This window comes from Desulfobulbus propionicus DSM 2032 (assembly GCF_000186885.1).
GTDB lineage: Bacteria > Desulfobacterota > Desulfobulbia > Desulfobulbales > Desulfobulbaceae > Desulfobulbus > Desulfobulbus propionicus.
On record NC_014972.1, the window covers coordinates 2,273,863 to 2,291,363 of the forward strand.

Annotated in this window: 17 protein-coding genes; 13 read left to right on the top strand and 4 right to left on the bottom strand. The window is 60.5% G+C overall.

Translation table 11 applies throughout. The features are described from left to right. Window positions 1-21: 21 nt before the first annotated feature. The 10 genes from DESPR_RS09905 to DESPR_RS09945 all read left to right on the top strand — a co-directional run bounded on the left by DESPR_RS09905 (window position 22) and on the right by DESPR_RS09945 (window position 8,750). The gene (locus tag DESPR_RS09905; protein WP_015724677.1) at window positions 22-276 is read left to right on the top strand and encodes a GlsB/YeaQ/YmgE family stress response membrane protein; all 255 of its coding nucleotides are present in this window, start codon (window positions 22-24) and stop codon (window positions 274-276) included. Window positions 277-390: 114 nt separating this feature from the next. Next, entirely contained in the window at window positions 391-1,332 is a 942-nt protein-coding gene (locus DESPR_RS17305) for a peptidoglycan-binding protein (protein WP_015724678.1), read from the top strand. Window positions 1,333-1,404: 72 nt separating this feature from the next. Continuing rightward, a complete protein-coding gene (locus DESPR_RS09915) occupies window positions 1,405-2,574 on the top strand; it encodes an efflux RND transporter periplasmic adaptor subunit (RefSeq protein WP_015724679.1) in 1,170 nt (389 codons plus the stop codon). Further along, the gene (locus DESPR_RS09920) at window positions 2,571-3,248 is read left to right on the top strand and encodes an ABC transporter ATP-binding protein (RefSeq protein WP_015724680.1); all 678 of its coding nucleotides are present in this window, start codon (window positions 2,571-2,573) and stop codon (window positions 3,246-3,248) included. The genes DESPR_RS09915 and DESPR_RS09920 overlap by 4 nt, the downstream gene beginning before the upstream one ends. A gap of 3 nt (window positions 3,249-3,251) precedes the next feature. Further along, window positions 3,252-4,460 carry an ABC transporter permease gene (locus DESPR_RS09925; RefSeq protein WP_015724681.1) on the top strand — a complete coding sequence of 403 codons (1,209 nt, stop codon included), beginning with the start codon at window positions 3,252-3,254 and terminating at the stop codon, window positions 4,458-4,460. A gap of 6 nt (window positions 4,461-4,466) precedes the next feature. Continuing rightward, entirely contained in the window at window positions 4,467-5,666 is a 1,200-nt protein-coding gene (locus tag DESPR_RS09930; RefSeq protein ID WP_015724682.1) for an ABC transporter permease, read from the top strand. A gap of 126 nt (window positions 5,667-5,792) precedes the next feature. Beyond that, window positions 5,793-6,176: a MotA/TolQ/ExbB proton channel family protein gene (locus tag DESPR_RS09935; RefSeq protein ID WP_015724683.1), complete on the top strand. Its 384-nt coding sequence runs from the start codon at window positions 5,793-5,795 to the stop codon at window positions 6,174-6,176. 118 nt (window positions 6,177-6,294) lie between these two features. Further along, entirely contained in the window at window positions 6,295-6,549 is a 255-nt protein-coding gene (locus tag DESPR_RS09940) for a hypothetical protein (RefSeq protein ID WP_015724684.1), read from the top strand. A 309-nt stretch (window positions 6,550-6,858) separates the two neighbouring features. Further along, complete coding sequence (locus DESPR_RS17910) at window positions 6,859-7,377, top strand: diheme cytochrome c (RefSeq protein ID WP_015724685.1); 519 nt, start codon at window positions 6,859-6,861, stop codon at window positions 7,375-7,377. A gap of 155 nt (window positions 7,378-7,532) precedes the next feature. Continuing rightward, window positions 7,533-8,750, top strand: coding sequence for an amidohydrolase family protein (locus DESPR_RS09945; RefSeq protein WP_015724686.1), 1,218 nt, complete (start codon window positions 7,533-7,535; stop codon window positions 8,748-8,750). A gap of 164 nt (window positions 8,751-8,914) precedes the next feature. On the opposite strand, the gene DESPR_RS09950 is transcribed toward DESPR_RS09945, so the two are convergent. From DESPR_RS09950 to DESPR_RS09965, 4 genes are all read right to left on the bottom strand, one after another. Next, window positions 8,915-10,708: an NAD-dependent malic enzyme gene (locus tag DESPR_RS09950; protein WP_015724687.1), complete on the bottom strand. Its 1,794-nt coding sequence runs from the start codon at window positions 10,706-10,708 to the stop codon at window positions 8,915-8,917. A 193-nt stretch (window positions 10,709-10,901) separates the two neighbouring features. Beyond that, window positions 10,902-11,843: a DUF1848 domain-containing protein gene (locus DESPR_RS09955; RefSeq protein WP_015724688.1), complete on the bottom strand. Its 942-nt coding sequence runs from the start codon at window positions 11,841-11,843 to the stop codon at window positions 10,902-10,904. Window positions 11,844-11,915: 72 nt separating this feature from the next. After that, entirely contained in the window at window positions 11,916-12,911 is a 996-nt protein-coding gene (locus DESPR_RS09960; protein ID WP_015724689.1) for a DUF6976 family protein, read from the bottom strand. 8 nt (window positions 12,912-12,919) lie between these two features. Beyond that, window positions 12,920-13,159 (bottom strand): hypothetical protein, encoded by a 240-nt coding sequence (locus DESPR_RS09965; protein WP_015724690.1) that lies wholly within the window; start codon window positions 13,157-13,159, stop codon window positions 12,920-12,922. A 608-nt stretch (window positions 13,160-13,767) separates the two neighbouring features. Between DESPR_RS09965 and DESPR_RS09970 the strand changes: the two genes are divergently transcribed. The 3 genes from DESPR_RS09970 to DESPR_RS09980 are packed head-to-tail and all read left to right on the top strand — an operon-like array spanning window position 13,768 to window position 17,446. Further along, on the top strand, window positions 13,768-14,916 hold the full coding sequence (locus DESPR_RS09970) for an iron-containing alcohol dehydrogenase (protein ID WP_043769949.1): 1,149 nt from the start codon (window positions 13,768-13,770) through the stop codon (window positions 14,914-14,916). Continuing rightward, window positions 14,916-16,139: a two-component system sensor histidine kinase NtrB gene (locus DESPR_RS09975; protein ID WP_015724692.1), complete on the top strand. Its 1,224-nt coding sequence runs from the start codon at window positions 14,916-14,918 to the stop codon at window positions 16,137-16,139. Before DESPR_RS09970 ends, DESPR_RS09975 begins: the two co-directional genes overlap by 1 nt. After that, on the top strand, window positions 16,109-17,446 hold the full coding sequence (locus DESPR_RS09980) for a sigma-54-dependent transcriptional regulator (RefSeq protein ID WP_015724693.1): 1,338 nt from the start codon (window positions 16,109-16,111) through the stop codon (window positions 17,444-17,446). The genes DESPR_RS09975 and DESPR_RS09980 overlap by 31 nt, the downstream gene beginning before the upstream one ends. Window positions 17,447-17,501 lie beyond the last annotated feature (55 nt).

Consider the following 17,501-nt stretch of genomic DNA (forward strand, 5'->3'; position numbering starts at 1 on the left):
CTTCACACAAGGAGGAGCGCAATGGGCATTCTGTCGTGGATCGTCATGGGACTGATCGTCGGGATCATCGCCAAACTCATCATGCCGGGTGAAGACCCGGGCGGATTTTTCATGACCATCGTGCTCGGGATAGCCGGGGCATTCGTCGGCGGTTTGATCGGCTCCTTTCTCGGCTGGGGAACGGTGACCGGATTCAACCTGGGCAGCTTGGCCCTGGCCGTGGGCGGCTCCCTGCTGCTGTTGCTGTTCTATCGGTCCCGCAAAAAGAAACAATAGTCTCCTGTTCACACCATCCCCGCGGCTGGGGTGTTCGCAATGGTTCCACCACCCGGAGGGACGATGCGCTCCCAGACCGCAGCGCGTTCACCCATCAACCACAAGGAGAGAACTATGACCAGAGTCTATTTTCAACGGGCCAGCAAGGGATACCGGGCTGTGCGCGGGGAAGTCGTGCGGCAGATCCAGGTTGCCCTCAGAGCGGCCGGGGCCGATCCCGAGGAGATCGATGGCATCTACGGCGGCGACACGGAAAAGGCGCTCAAGGCATATCAGCAGGCCAAGGGGATGGAAAGCAACGGCAAGATAACCACCGAGACCTGGTCGAGCCTGATGGGAGAAGCTCCGCCTTCCCTCTTTGCCCGCTGCCTGCAACTGACCGGCGATTTTGAAGGTCATGGCTTTCAAAAAATTGCCGGCAATTTCGACGGGGCCGGCCTGACCTGGGGCATTATTGGCTTTACCTTGCAGCACGGCGAACTGAAACGGATCATTTCCGAGGTGGCACAGCAGTATCCCGCCCTGCTCGACCAGGCTTTCGGCAGCCTCAGGGATGACCTGCTCGACGTGCTCCGGCAGAGCAAAAACGAGCAGATTGCCTGGGCGAACGCCATCTCCATCGGCTCCAACAAATACCGCGTGCAAGGGCCGTGGGAACAGGCCTTCGCCACCCTGGGCACCTTTCCCGAAGTCCAGGCCGTTCAGCTGAAACGGGTGGGGGCCTATTGGGATATCGCCCTGCGCGACACAAAACGCTTTGGTCTGAAAAGCGAACGGGGCCTTGCCCTGTGCTTCGATATCGCGGTGCAGAACGGTGGCATCGATTTTGCTCAGGAGGAGCGCGGCATCCTGAAGTGGCTTGCCAACCATCCGGACGCCGTGGAAAGCGACAAACTGGCGCGGATCGCCGACGTGGTGGCCGAAAACAGCCGGCCCCAATACGTGGAGGATGTCCGGCGGCGTAAACGGACGATCGCGACCGGAGACGGCGTGGTCCATGGCGCCCGCTATGCCACCCAGGACTGGGGGATCGCGGAACACCCCTGGATCGTCTAGGACGGTCCAGGCGGAAAACGGCGCACCCATGCCCCTGTCCCCCCTTTCAACCGTTGGATCAGCCGTCATGCGATGTCCCTGAAAAAAGTTTCTCTGTTGCTTGTACCGGTGCTGGCCATCGGTTTCTTTGCCGGCTACCGTTTCCTGACCCGGGAACAGCCGATCAAGGTGACGGTACAGGCCGTGGATCGCGGCCTGGTCGAGGCCACGGTGGCCAATACCCGCGCCGGCACGGTCAAGGCCCGCAACCGGGCCAACCTGACCCCGCCCATCGGCGGCCAGATCGCCACCCTCCATGTGCGCAAGGCCGACACGGTCAAGGCCGGCCAGATCCTGCTCACCCTGTGGAACAAGGATCTGCAGGCGGAACTGCAACTGGCACGAAGTGAGACCATTGCCGCCGAAGCCGCCGTGCGGGAAAACTGTCTGATGGCCGATCTGGCTGAGCGCCAGGCCGCGCGTCAGCGCGAATTGCGGACCACCAAGGCCACCTCGGAATCCAAATACGACGAGGCCCAGGCCACGGCCCGCGCCCGGCGGGCGGCCTGCGAGGCTGCCACGGCGCGGCGGGCGGTGAGCGCCGCCCGGGTCAAGGCCACCGAGGCCACCCTGGAACGGACCATCCTCATTGCCCCCTTCGACGGCATCGTCGCCGAGGTTAACGGCGAGGTCGGCGAGTATCTGACACCGTCGCCGCCGGGCATCGCCACCCTGCCGGCGGTGGATCTGATCAACATGCAGTCGCTCTACGTGGCCGCGCCCATCGACGAGATCGATGCGGCCCAGATCCGGCCCGGCATGGCGGTGCGCATCAGTCTCGATGCCTTTCCCAAGCAGAGCTTTCCGGGCACGGTGCACAGCATCTCGCCCTATGTGCTCGAGGTGGCCAAGCAGGCGCGCACGGTGGAGATCGAGGCCGACTTTGCCCAGAATGCCGCTCCACCCAACCTGCTGGCCGGGTACAGCGCCGATGTCGAGATCATCCTCGCTACCCGGCCGCAGGTCATGCGCATCCCCTCCGAGGCCCTGCTGGGTGATGGGTCGGTCTACTTGCTCGATCCCAAAAGCAAGCGGGTCGAGCGCCGCAGGGTGACCACCGGTCTGGCCAATTGGAAATTCACCGAGGTCAGCGCCGGCCTGCAGCCAGGCGAGACGGTAGTGACCTCCATCGACCGCCAGGGCTTGGCCGATGGCGTGCTGGTCGAGGTGGAGCAACCCGCCCGGACAGTGGCCACGCCATGATCGAACTGCGCGAGGTCAGCCGCATCTTTCATGTCGGTGGTCAGGAGGTGTGGGCCATGGACCGCATTTCGCTCACCATCGCGCCGGGCGAATACCTCTCCATCATGGGCCCCTCGGGCTCGGGCAAATCGACCTTGCTCAACACCCTGGGCTTGCTCGACACCCCGGACAGCGGCACCTACCTGCTCGAAGGCCAGGACGTCACCAGCCTCGACGACCGCCAACTGGCCGCCACCCGCAGCCGCAAGATCGGTTTCATCTTCCAGTTTTTCCATCTCATTCCCCGCCTCACCGCCCAGCAGAACATCGAACTGCCCCTGCTGCTGGCCGGCGTCGCGCGCCGCGAACGAACCGAACGCAGCACGCCTCTGCTGGAGGCCTTTGGCCTGACCGCGCGGCGCCACCACAAACCGGACGAACTTTCCGGCGGCCAGCGCCAGCGGGTGGCCATTGCCCGGGCGGTGATCAACCGGCCGACCGTGCTGCTGGCCGACGAGCCCACCGGCAACCTCGACCGCCACTCCGGCACCGACATCATCGAACTGCTGGAGGAGCTGAACCAGCGCGGGCTGACGTTGGTGATCGTCACCCACGATCCGGAGATCGGCGAGCGGGCACGGCGGCAGATCCGGGTGGTGGACGGCCGTATCGCCGCCGACAGCCGCAGGAACTGAACCATGCGGCCCCTGGATGCCCTCGGTTTTGCCTGTGCCTCGCTGGGTTCCAACCGGGTGCGCACCCTGCTGATGCTGTTGGCGATGAGTATCGGCGTGGCCGCAGTGGTCCTGCTCACCGGCATCGGCAACGGCGCCCGACTCTACATTGTCAACCAGTTCGCCTCCTTGGGCACCAACCTGGTGATCGTCATTCCCGGCCGAACCGAAACCGCGGCCAACACCCCGGCCGCCCTGGTGGGCGAGACCCCGCGCGACCTCACCCTGGCCGATGCCCGGGCCCTGGCCCGTGGTGACGCGGTGAAGCGCCTGACCCCGATCAACATCGGCGAGATGAACATCGGTTGGCGCGGCAAGGAGCGGCAGGTGCCGCTGGTCGGTTCCACCGCGCCCATCCTCGACATCCACCACCTCAAGCTCGATCGCGGCACCTTCCTCCCCGATGACGACATGGAACTGGCCCGGCCGGTGTGCGTCATCGGCGCCAAGGTCTACCGCGAGCTGTTCGGCCAGCAGAACGCGCTCGGCGAATTGGTGCGCCTCGGCGGCTTCCGCTGCCGGGTGATCGGCATCCTTGGTTCCGAGGGCCGTTCGCTCGGCCTGGACACCGAGGAGTTGGTGATCGTGCCGGTGGCCTTTGCCCAGATGCTGCTCAACACCGAAGGACTGTTCCGCATCCTCATCGAGGCCACCGACCTCGGTGCCATCGACCGGCTCAAGACCCACATCACCACCACCATCGCCAAGCGCCACTACGGCGAGGAAGACGTGACCATCATCACCCAGGACTCGGTCCTGACCACCTTCGACAAGATCCTCCGGGTGCTGACCCTGACCGTGGCCGGGATTGCCGGCATCAGTCTGGTGGTGGCGGGCATCCTCATCATGAACGTGATGCTCATGGCCGTGGCCCAGCGCACCGCCGAGATCGGCCTGTGCAAGGCTCTGGGCGCGGGCCAGCTGCAGGTCATGGCCCTGATCGTCACCGAGGCCCTGCTGCTCTCCACCATCGGCGGCCTGATCGGCCTGGGCCTTGGGTTTGGCGGCGCTTGGCTGGCGGTCCAATTCTACCCCACCCTGCAGACCACGCCGCCGCCCTGGGCCATCGGTGCCGCCCTGGGCACGGCGCTGGGCACCGGATTTATTTTTTCGCTGCTGCCCGCCCGCCGCGCGGCCCGACTCGATCCCATCCAGGCCCTGGCCCGCCACTGACGCCCCATGGATTTTTTCGACCAGCTCCAGTTCATCACCACTTCCATCCGGGCCAAGCGGTTGCACTCCTTTCTCACCGGCCTGGGCATCGCGGTGGGCATCGCCGCGGTCATTCTGCTGACCTCCATGGGCGAGGGCTTGCAGCGGTTCGTGCTCGCCGAGTTCACCCAGTTCGGCACCAACCTGATCGCCATCAATCCGGGCAAGGTGACCACCATGGGCACTTCGCTGGGGGTGATCGGTTCGGAACGATTGCTCACCCTGGAGGATGCCGACGCCCTGCGCGGGCTGCCCGGCATCGAGGCTGCCGTACCCATGATCCAGGGCAACGCCGAGGTCAAGGCTGGCAACCGAACCCGGCGAATCACCCTCTACGGCGTTGGCCCGGAAATGGACCGGGCCTTTCGCATGCGGGTGCAGAGCGGCCGTTTCCTGCCGCCCGACGATGCCCGCACCGCCCGCGCCTTTGTCGTCCTGGGCCACAAGGTACGGCAGGAACTGTTCCCGGATCGCAATCCGCTTGGCGAACGGGTGCAGATCGGCAACCAGCCGGCGCGGGTGATCGGGGTGATGGAATCCAAGGGCCAGATCCTCGGCTTTGACATGGACGACACCCTCTACCTCCCGGCGGTGCGCGCCTTGGATCTGTTCAACCGTGACGGTCTGATGGAGATCGACATCCTCTACCGCGAGGGAGCCGAGGCCAGCGAGGTCGTGGCGGCGATCAAACGGCTGCTCCTGGCCCGCCATGGCCAAGAGGACTTCACCATCACCACCCAGCAGCAGATGCTCGACGTACTTGGCTCGGTGCTGGGCATGCTGACCGTGGCGGTCGGCGCCTTGGGCGGCATTTCGCTGTTGGTGGGCAGTGTCGGCATTTTCACCGTCATGACCATCGCCGTTCGCGAACGCACCGGCGAGATTGGCCTGCTGCGGGCCATCGGCGCCACCAAAGCCCAGATCCTGCTCTTCTTTCTCTTTGAGGGCACCCTGCTCTCCGCCCTGGGCGGCGCGGCCGGACTGGGGGCGGGCTTTGTCTGCGCCACCTTGATTCACTTTTTCGTGCCGCTCCTGCCGGTGCACACCCCCTGGACCTTCATCGTCCTCGCCGAACTGGTGGCCCTGGCCATCGGCATCCTCGCCTCGATCCTGCCCGCCCGTCAGGCGGCCCGGCTCAATCCCCTGGAGGCCTTGCGCTCGGAATAGCAGCCCCACATCGCCAAGCACTTTTTTCCTTTCCTTTTGGCGCCGATCTCTGCACAATGGCTCAGGAAACGGACCCGCAGCCATTGACCATCGCTGGCTGTCTCATCATCACCCATGGAGCAAAACATGTTACGAGATTTAGCCCTGGCCGCCAAGGCGGCCTGCAGCAAGGAAGATCAGGAAAGCCTGGTGCCGCTGGTACAGCAGTTGCGCGATCTGGGAGAAGTAGCCTTCAAACGGGGCCTGCTCGCCCTGGAAGGCGAACTGATGCAGATCAAGGACCCCTTTCTTAAACTGGGCATCCAGCTGATCGTCGACAAGACCGAGCCGGAAAACGTCCAGGACATTCTCGATTCGGACATTTATTACAACGAATCCAATGGTCGCGAACTGTTGAAAAAAATCATCATCCGCGAGGGGCTGCTCCGTATCCAGGCCGGTGACAACGCCCGCAACATCCTTATCTGCACCAAGATCTTTCTCGGCAAGGTCGAGCCGGGCGTGTGGTGAGGGAATAAAGAAGGGGTTAGGGAATCTTTCGTCAGGTTGGCGAAGCGGCCAAGTCCTGACCAGAGGAGAGATCGCAACCGCCGGTCGCAATGCACAACGACCCGCACCAGGAGGCCCGATGTCGGATTCAAACAACACGAAATTCATCGACCTGCCCCGTGAACAACAGCTGGCCGAAGTGCACAGCCGCTTCCAATATCGAGAAGGATCGGGCTGGTACACCGGCGAGGGCGTCTTTGCCGGCAGGGACGAGGCCGATGTCATCGCCGCCCTGATCGATCTTGAGGACGCGGAGATCAATGCCGTGGGCGACTGCATGACCGGTTATTGCCCTCTGCAGCCGAAATTGGAGGATTTCGTCCGCAAACCGTGACGGGGATGCGCTGCAAGGCGCGAAGGAGGCCGGTTCATCGCCTGACCTCCTATTCCTAGCAAGAAATCCTTGACGTTACAGAATAGCCGTTTGCTTATTGGCCAAGCTGGTCATAGGGCGAACAGCATGACACGACTTGGGCAGCATCGTATCCCGTGCACACGGAAGGGTGAGCGTCTTTTGACGACGTCTTCTTCAAGAGAAGGATCATTCAAAAATAAAAACAACCTATTAATTGCCTAACTAAGTTGCTTATCAATATTATTGTGTGGTCAATATTCTAAAAATTCGAACAGGCGAAGGGTGATCATGAAAAAACACAATACGGTTAACATGCTTCTCACGAGTTACCTCCTTTTCCTTTTTCCATGTTGTGTTGTCGCGAGTGAGCATAAACAAAACGAAACCAGGCATTTCGACCCTGTAACCAACGGAATTTTTAAGCAAACCTGCGGAGCATGCCATTTTGCTTATCAGCCAGGCCTGCTTCCTTCAGGGTCATGGGAAAAAATTCTTTCCAATCTGCCCTCTCATTTCGGTGAAGAAATCACTTTAGAGGAAAAATCAAAAAACCTTATCAATGAATATGTGCGAGCAAACTCTGCTGAATACTCATCGGCTAAAAGAGCAAAAAAAATCTTAAAAAGTCTAGCGGGCCAAACACCGTTACGGATTACAGAAATACCGTATATCCGTGAAAAACATCGCGAACTGGATGCAAACATTTTTAGTAAACCATCAATTGGTTCCCGTTCCAATTGCATAGCCTGTCATTCTGCCGCTGAGCAAGGCAACTACGATGATGATTTCGTGAAAATTCCAAACTAATTCTTTTGTTACGATTGTTCCCACGCTTTTGCGTGAGAATACAGCACTGGACGCTCCTGCGTTCCGTCCCGTTTGGTTGATCGACCGGGTAGGGTGCAGGGGAAGGGGTGATTTCAAGTCCAAACAGGAGCAACTGCTTTTCAACCGAGTTTACCATGGACAACACCCGATACATCATCGCAGGCAGTTGCATCGATGGCTGGAGTGGTACGGTGCGCAAAGAAATCGTGCTTGCGCTCAAGGACGGGCGCATCACGGCGATGGGCGAGCGCAGCGAATTGCCCCGTGATCCAGGGGCGACCGTCGATGACCTCTCCCATTGCACCATCGTGCCGCCGTTGATCGACTGCAGCGTTGCCCTGGCGCGGTCGCCCGCGATTGATCCGCGGCTACGGGCAGATATGGAGCAAGCCAACCCCGAACGGCAGGCCGCGTTGGTTAATCGGCACATCGGATATTGCCTGGCCCACGGTGTGCTGGGCGTGGTCGACAGTAACACCCCCGAGGCGTTGCTTGCCCGGTATCGCGGTACAACAGCGCCGGAACAGGCCCTGTCCATTTGCTCAGCCGGTTGTATCGGCATCGAGAAGGGCCAAGGTGCGACACCCAGGACGCTTGGCCCTCCTATCCACAGAATCGGATACTCCAACGATATCGAACAGACCGGAATTTCCGAACCGAACTTGGGCGGCGACGCACTGCGCCACCTGTTGGCACAATCCGGGAGTGGCAGGAAGGTGGTGGTCGCCAATGGGCCTCAGGCAGTGGCCGAGGCACTGGCCGCCGGCTGCGACGCCATCGAGCAAGGCTATCTGATGAGTGAGGAACATCTCAGGAAGATGGCCGACAACCAGGTGCTGTGGATACCCAGCGTATTGCGGGCAAAAAATGGCCTGGACAGCTCGGGTTCCGGCGGCGATGTCAGTTGTCGTTTTTCGTTGCGGTATGTCGCGCCGGGAAAAGCACAGCCTGGGGCGGAAGCCTCCTGGAAGGCGTTGCTCACCGATCAGCTCCGACTGTTGGGCCGGGCACGGGATCTGGGGGTGCCGACAGCCGTGGGTACCGGTGCCGGCAGTCCTGGCATCCTCCATGGCGAATCCGTGGTGGAAGAGATCAAACTGTTCATCAAGGCCGGCTATTCCCTGGCCGAGGCCATCGGCTGCGCCTCGGAACAAGGGGCTCGCTTCTTTGGCCTGGAGCAGATCGGCGCGCTGCGGGTCGGCGGCCCGGCCACCTTTCTGGTTACCCGGGGCACCCCTCACCAACTGCCGAGAAAACTGGCCTATCTGGAAGGAATCTACGTCGGCGGTGCCCCCAGCCCCATCTACCGAAAGAATCCGGTGAAGAAGGGACCAGATGCCCCCATCCTTTGATCGGCAAGATCAGGGAACATCGCGGGCATGGCCCGCTCCTACATCCCGTAGTGCATGTGGGTGGGGGAGGAGCGGGCCATGCCCGTGAAAAGCTTGATCTTCCTGCGTTCCCACACTCCAGCGTGGGAACGATCAAGTGACTTTGTCGGGAGTGCTCTCCCCCATCAGATATACGTCTGATATTCCGGTTCAAACATCAGGCCGCGGATATACTCGGCAAGGTCGTCGGGTTTGGGTTTGGCGGCCAGGCCTTCCCGGTAGGCCACCTCGGCCACGGCCACGGCCACGGCCAACGATACCTCGCGGATGCGCGGCAGGGGCGGATAGACCCGGCCATACTCGAGATCGGCATCCGACACCTCGCCGGCCACCACCTTGGCTGCCACCAGGAACATCTCGTCGGTCACCCGCACCGCGCCGCTGGCCATCACCCCCATGCCCACGCCGGGAAAGATGTAGACGTTGTTGCCCTGGGAAGGATACAACTTGCGACCCTTGATGACCACCGGATCAAAGGGGCTGCCGCTGGCAAAGATGGCGCGGCCTTCGGTCCAGGTGTAAGCCTCTTCGGCGGTACATTCCGATTTGGAGGTGGGGTTGGAGAGGGAAAAGACGATGGGCCGCTCGTTGATCCGGGCCATGGTCTCCAAAATCTCCGGGGTGAACCGCTTGGGCTGACCGGACACGCCGATGATCGCCTGCGGCTTGAGGGTTTCGACCGCAGTGTGGAAGTCGGCGATCGGCGGATGGTCGTGGGCATAGAGCAACTTGTGGCCGCTGAGATCGGTGCGGCTCTTGACGATCAGCCCCTTGGAATCGACGTACCAGCAGCAGCGGCGTGCTTCGTCCAGCGACAGTCCGGCATCGACCAGGGCCGACACCAGCAGCTCTCCTGCGCCGAGTCCAGCCTCGCCCGCGCCGAGAAAGAGGAATCGCTGTTCCTTGAGATCGCCGCCGGTGATGCGCAGGGCCGAGAAGATCCCGGCCACGGTGACGGCGGCCGTGCCCTGGATGTCGTCATTGAAGCAGCAGACCTGATCGCGGTACTGCTGCAACAACCTGAAGGCGTTGCGGTTGGCGAAGTCCTCGAACTGAATCATGCAGCCGGGGAAGACCTGCTGCACCGCCAGGATGAACTCCTCGAGCATCTCATCGTACAGTTCGCCACGGATGCGCGGATGCTGCAGGCCGATGTAGAGCGGGTCGTTGAGCAAGCGGGCATTGTCCGTGCCCATGTCGAGGGTGACCGGCAAACTGAGCGAGGGGTGGATGCCGGCGCAGACCGAGTAGAGGGCCAGCTTGCCCACTGGAATGCCCATGCCGTCGGCACCCAGGTCGCCGAGGCCGAGGATGCGCTCACCGTCGGTGACCACGATCACCTTGATGTCGTTGAACGGCCAGTTGCCGAGCAATTCCGCCACTCTGCCCTTGTCGCGGGCGGTGATATAGATGCCGCGCGGCCGACGGAAGATGTGGCCGAACTGGAGGCAGGCCTGGCCGACGGTGGGCGTGTAGACAATGGGCATCAGCTCCTCGATGTTGTCGAGCAGCACCCGGTAGAACAGGGTCTTGTTGCGGTCCTGGAGGGCGATCAGATAGACGTAGCGCTCGATGTCGGTGGACTGTTTGCGCAGGTTTTCCAAAATGCGCTGCACCTGCTCGTCCAGGGTGTGCACCCGGGGCGGCAGCAAACCGGTCAGCCCCAGGGCCTCGCGCTCCTCCAGGGTAAAGGCCGAACCCTTGTTGAGGCTGGGGTCACGCAGCAGGGCAATGCCGGTGGGCAGGGCGGCCAGATGACTGCGGGCGCGCAAGCGGGCGCTGGCATCGCCGCCGGCGCTCTTCTTCAGCATGGACTGCAGGTTGATGTGACTCAAGAAGCGCGACAGGGTTTCGCCATCGACCAGGTCTTTCTCGAAGCGGATGATCATCTCATCCTTATCATGGATTATTTTATACATACCGCCACCTTGTTCAGTCCGTGGTCCGTGGCCACGCTGCCGTTGTTGCCCTCACCGCCCGGCAAAGAACTTTTGCCGTTTGGGTAGACGAAATTACCATTCGGGGAAGCATTACAACCGCTTGGTTGGCCTGTCAAGATTCTCGGGCCAGCGACGAAGGGGGAGACGACAGCCGCGCGGCAGGCCGGAGAAATCAAAACAGGGGACGCTGGACCCAGCGGCCGGACGCCGGCTTGCGCTCGGTGATCGTTTCGTTGCCGATAAGCGTGCCGACGAGCAGCGGCGAATGGGGATCATGGGCCGCCCGATTGTGGATGACCGCCTGTTGGCTGGTGTTGGCATAGCAGTAGCGGCAGCCGTGCGGGCAGGTGTTGTAGGCACCGATATCCACACTGGCGGCGCAGCCGCATGCCGGTCGCTGGCTGCTGTCTTTGCCTACCCGGAATCCCGGCTGCCCGATCAGCTCGGCCACTAGGCGACCGTCGATACACCGGGCCGCCTCGAAGCCGCACTGCTCCTGGAGCAGGGAGTCGCAGCAGGCATACAGCCTGATCGCATGACGCTTGGCCAGGGCGGCAAGCCGGGTGGCAAACCGGGTCGCTTCCTCGGGGGCAGGCGGCAGCAGATCGATTCCCCGCAGGTTGCGCCTGCATTTGGCATAGAGGCTGAGAAAGCTGACGATGCAGCAGCGGGTGTGGCCGCGCAGGTGCCGCGCCAGCTGATCAAAGGCCTGCAGATAGTGCTCAGGGGTCAGGGTCGCGGTGAAGACAATCGGGTCAAAACGCCACAGCACCCGGTCCGGGCCGATACGGTCGGCCAGGCGACGGAACGTAGCGATCAGACTGGCCTGATCGGGAACCCGCGGTTCCAACTGGAGACCACAGCCGGTGAGGGTAAAGTGGAAGTAATACGGGTAGCCGAGCCGGTCGATTTCATCCAGCCGACCGAGCAGCGGCGCCGGATTCTTGGTCCAAAACACTAGGCAATTCACCAGACGCGGATCGAGGAGAACCCGCGAAACCTGCCGGGGATTGAAGGGATTGCGGGCCAGTGCGACGCCCGCGTGCAGCCGGTTGAGCAGCCAGTCGCCGTAAAAGGCAGGGATATCGGTCCGCCGGCTGACGCTGACAATCATGGCCGCGCAGGGCCGGAAGGCGCGCTGCCCCTTCGCGGCGCAACGTGCCCGTGGCGGACGAAGGCGGTCTGGTTAGAGGTTGTGCACTTCAAGATAGACCAGGGTCTGGTTGAGCAACTGGTAGGCAATCTCGCCAAAGGTGATGGGGCCGACAAAGGGATCGGTTCGGTATCCCTGCAACCCGGAGTAGAGATAGTTGAGAATGCAGTTGCAGGAAAAGACAATGGTGCGGCCGCCGGGGTTGAGCGTGCGCAGCTGCCTGTTGAAGGTGGCTTCATAGTCGGCGACCGCCCTGGCGTGCCTGTAGTGGATGCCGGCAAACACTGGCGCATAAAATTCGACCTTGCCGTCGGGCTCGACGTTTTGAAAGCTGGTATTGATCAAGGCGCCGTAATAATCGGCCACCAACGGCAGTTTGGTGTCGAGTTCGTTGCGAAGGATATACTGAGCGAAATTTTCCCTGACCCCATTGACCAGTACATCGGTGCAGGAAAAGCCATCGTTGGGAAAGATAAAGGTGTCCCCTTCCCCCTGCTCAAAGATATTGAGGATACCCACGTCCACGGTTTTATCGGCAGGCAGGGTCACATGCATGACCACCGCCTCCTGCGCATGGGCCGTGCCCGAGAGGCCGTTGAACACCTTGGGCGTTGCCGTGCCCATCTCAACGAGATGCACGCCCGCCACCCAGCCGACCAACGGCCGGCTGCCAAAATCCTGGTAATGGGGGGCGTTGAGGGCAAACGACGCGTGCACGGAGCTGGCTGCCGGCAGAATAATGAAGCTGAAGTCGCGTCCTTCGTTTTGGGTATAGATCGTGCCGAGCCGGTGCCGGTCATACACTTCGATGGCCGCCGACGCTGCGACCGGGGTCAGGTCGGTGACGAACAGCTGCTCACGGGAAACGATCCCACCCTGATCCGAGGTGATGAAATAGGGGATCGTACCACCGATCCATCGCCCCTTGGGTAACTGGCGCATCAGCTGCTCCTCGCCGGCGAGCAGCAGGGTCCGTCCTGCGGTGATCAGCGGTTCGACCTCGGCGACAGTGAACATATTCTGATGCATGGCGGCTCCTACCCGAAAATGGTTTGAATGTCTTCCTGCACGGACGGACTGGTTGCATTCTTTGCATAGATGGCATGCAATTGCTCCACCGCATGCTCGATATTATCCGGAGTAGGCGCCGTGCCGACCGACCGCATCAGCCGGCCAAGGAGAATTTTGGCGCCAAGCGATTTGAGGACGAATCGTTTCCGGCCGGTGACAATGTCGGCCCAAAGCGGATTGTTTTTCGGGGGAACAGGAATACGCATCGTCGATGGCCTCCAGAGCACGATCCAAGGGACCCAGATTACTCCATCACGCTTCGCGGTCAGGCATAACACACCTTATATGGAACACGAATGTACATGGTATTGCCCCTTGGCACAAGATGAAGAAAAAAAGGATGTCACCGGTGACCCGAAACGCTATGAAGTACCTGCCAGATATGGCACTTTCTTGATAGGATGCAATTGCAGCAAAAGAAGAGTCAATATGCCCCGTACTCGATGAGAATATGGGTCAAAAGAACTCGAACTGATTTTCTTTCTTGGTTGGTTTTTGGTATCATTGCTTCTGACAGAGTTTTTTCCCTTTGTTATATATTGGGAAAAAAGAGTCATTTATACCCAACGGTTTCTGTTCGCCGTGCCGTCCGCCCCTCCGACAAAAGGTTATCGGCATGAAAAATGCATTGGATTCCGCAGGTTGCGAGGAACGATGTAAGAACCGTCCACGCTCCCACTGCTTTCCGGGGAAATCAGTGGTCCCTGAAACCCAAGCCAACCCACGCCCCGACAACAGCCGCCTCAGCAATGGGCTGGGATTCGCCTCACTTTTCAACATCATCGATCGCGCGTATTCACGCGGAACTGGATTCATGGATATCACCAAATTTGCCATCCCCGAAATCATCTTTGGCCGGGGAAGTCTCAACTATGCCGGACAATGTGCCTTGCGCCTCGGCGCCAAAAAAGTGTTCCTGGTCAGCGACGAAGGGATCGAGGAGGTCGGATGGCTGCAACGCCTGATGGACGTTCTGGAAAAGGAGGGCATCAAGTGGGTGTACTACCCCGGCGTGACCTCGAATCCGCGTGACTTTCAGGTGGAGCAGGGAGCGCAGCTCTATTCCAAGAACGGCACCGATGTGATCATCGCCATTGGCGGCGGTAGCGCCATGGACACGGCCAAGGGCATTGCCATCATCGCCAGCAACGGCGGCCGGATACGGGATTACGAGGGCGCCAACCGGGTGCAGCGGCCGCTGCCGCCGATGATGCTGATCACCACCACGGCCGGCAGCGGCTCGGATATCAGCCAGTTCTGCATCATCACCGACATGAAGCGCGGGGTCAAAATGTCCATCATCACCCGGACTCTGGTGCCCAACATCTCCATTGTCGATCCGCTGATCCTGCGCACCAAGACCGAATCGCTGATCATCCAGTCGGCGGTCGATGCGCTGGCCCACGCCATCGAGGCCTACATGTCGCGCATTGCCTCGCCGTTCACCGAAATTCACTCGCTTCGGGCCATTGACCTGATCCTGGCCAACCTGCAACGCGCGGTGGCCACTCGTTCGCTCGATTCCCTGGAGCAGCTGAGCATTGCCTCGGTGTCCGCTTCCATGGCCTTTTCCAATGCCGGACTCGGCGCCGAACACGCCCTGGCCCACGCCCTGGGCGGCCATTTCGACATGCGCCACGGCATTGTCCATCCGATCCTGCTGACCAGTGTCATGCGCTTCAACATGGGCATCAACCCCCAGCGCATGGCCGATATCGGCCGATTGATCCTCAAGCGCCAGGTCGGATCGGATGAGGATACCGCCTTGGCCGGCATTGAGAAACTCGAGGAATTTTTTGCCTCGTTCGACGTTGCCCTGCGGCTGAGCCAATTGATTCCGGAAAGTGAACGGCATCATCTTGAACCGCTGTGTAAGATGGCGGTCCATGATGCCTGCAACCTGACCAACCCCCGGCCTGCCACCTGGGAAGAATTTTACCGAATCTGCGAGGAGGTGTGGTGATGCCCCACTACACCACCCTTGAGGACCTGGTCGGCATCGAGCACTGCAAGCTCGGTTTTTACCAGGAATTGCAGCAAAAGGTCGAGCAGCTCAAGGGCTCCAATCTGGAATTGGAGAAAAAACGAAAAGAAATTCAGGCGTTGCTTGACGGTATTACCGATTTGATGGTGGTTTTGGCCGAAGACCTCAGCATTCAGCGGGTCAATCATGTGTTCACCGATTGGTTTCCCGGCATCGACCCCATCGGTCGCTTCTGCTACGAGATCTTTCGCGGCCAGCAAGGCCGGTGCGAGGACTGTCCGGCCTTGCACGCCCTGGACCGCGATGAAATCGTCAAGGATCTGTGCATCTACAAGGTCAACGACGATTTCAAGCATTACGAAATCATCGCCTCGCCGCTGAAAACCAGCCTCACCGGCGAACGTCAGGTGCTGCTGTTCAAGCGGGATGTGACCCTGGAAAAAGAATTCCAGGCCCAGTTTTATCAGGCGGAAAAAATGGCCACCGTGGGAGCACTGGCCGCCGGCGTGGCCCACGAGATCAACAATCCCCTGACCGCCATCAACGGTTTTGCCCAAGGACTCAAACGTAGAATCAGCCGCTTGCAGGGCAAGATCGACGACGACCTGTTCTGCGATTTCAAGGAATACACCGAAACCATCATCAAGGAATGCTTACGCTGTCGCGACATTGTCCAAACCCTGCTGACCTTCAGCCGGCCCACGGCTTCCAGTCGCGGCCATGTGAATATCAACCAATGCGTCACCGATACCCTGTTCATTCTCAAGCATCACTTCAAGGAGCAACACGACCTGACGGTCAAGACCGAGTTGCAGGAAGACCTGCCGGCGATCCTTGGTGACGAATCCCAACTCAAGCAGGTGATCATCAACCTGCTGACCAACGCCCTGGATGCCACCAGCAACGGCGGCCTCATTCAGATCAAAACCTATAGCGACGAGACCGCCGGGGTGACGCTGGTGATTGAAGATTCCGGCTGCGGCATCCCCCTGGAACTCCAGGACAAACTGTTTGAGCCGTTTTTCACCACCAAACCGGTGGGCAAGGGCATCGGCATCGGACTCTCCACCTGTTATTCCATTGTCAAAAATCATAACGGCGAAATCAATGTCACCAGTGTCGTGGGCACCGGGTCGGCATTTCGGGTTTCTCTTCCAGGTATCAACGAAGAATGGACAAAGAAAGATACTCCATCCTGGTAGTCGACGACGAAGAGTCGATCAGACGGCTGCTGCAGAAGGAATTGGCCAACAGCCGCCGCGAGATCCTGACCGCGGCCGATGGTGCCGAGGCCCTGGCCATGATCCGCAACCACTGGTTTGACGTCATCATCATGGACCTATGGCTGCCCGATGTGTCCGATTTGGAGCTGTTGATCAAGATTCGGGAATCGATCCCCCACATCGAGGTGATCATGATCACCGGTCACGGCGATGTCGATATCGCGGTGGAGGCGATGAAACTCGGGGCCTGCGATTTCATTCGCAAGCCGTTCAACCTCGACCGGCTCGATTTGATTGTGGAAAAGGCCCATCAGCGGGTTTTGCTGTCGCGGGAAAACGCTATGCTCCGCCACAGCACCGGCCAGGCACAGAATCAGGTGCGGTTCATCGGCAATTCCCAGGCCATCCGCGACATCCAGTTTCTGATCGACAAGGTCGCCCCGGCCAAGATTCCGGTACTGATCACCGGTGAATCGGGTGCCGGCAAGGATGTGGTCGCCCGGCTGATCCACCAGCGGTCCCCCTTGGCCGCCAATCCGATGATCGTCAAGAACTGCGCCACCCTGCAAAAGGAGCTGGCGCGCAGCGAGCTTTTCGGCCACATCAAGGGGTCGTTCACCGGAGCCAACGAATCGCGGGAGGGGTTGCTCTCCTTTGCCCACGACAGCACCCTGTTTCTCGATGAAATCGGCGAACTGCCGCTGGAAGTCCAGGCCTCGCTCCTGCGGGTCCTGGAAACCGGCACCTACCGCCGGGTGGGGGAAAAGGAGGAACGCAAAGTCAACATCCGTTTTCTGTTCGCCACCAACCGCCATCTGGCAGACGAGGTGGAAAAGGAACGGTTCAACGAGGCCTTCTACCACCGCATCAACGCCTTCAGCATCGAGATCCCCTCGCTCAGGCATCGCAAGGAAGATCTGCCGCTGCTGGTCGACTATTTCCTGACCACCCTCAGCCCGGACAACACCACCTACCATATCGTTGAACGGGCCAAGGCCTGCATTCTGCGTTACAACTGGCCGGGGAACATCAGGGAACTGCGCAACGTGATCGAACGGTCGATCATTCTCGCGGAAAATGGGATTATCACCGAACGCTGTCTGCCACGCGAACTGGTGGAATCTTCGGAAAGCAGCGGCGCCGCTCTGACCCTGGAGTCGGTGGAGCGGGAGCACATCCTCAAAATGCTCGATTTCTACGGCGGCAACCGGCAAAAAACCGCCGACACCCTGGGCATCAGTCGCAAAACGCTCTATCGCAAGCTGACCCAGTACGCCATCGAGTAACGACAGGATGGCCGGAGAGGAAAACGGGCGGCCGCCGCCGAGAGCGGATCAAGCG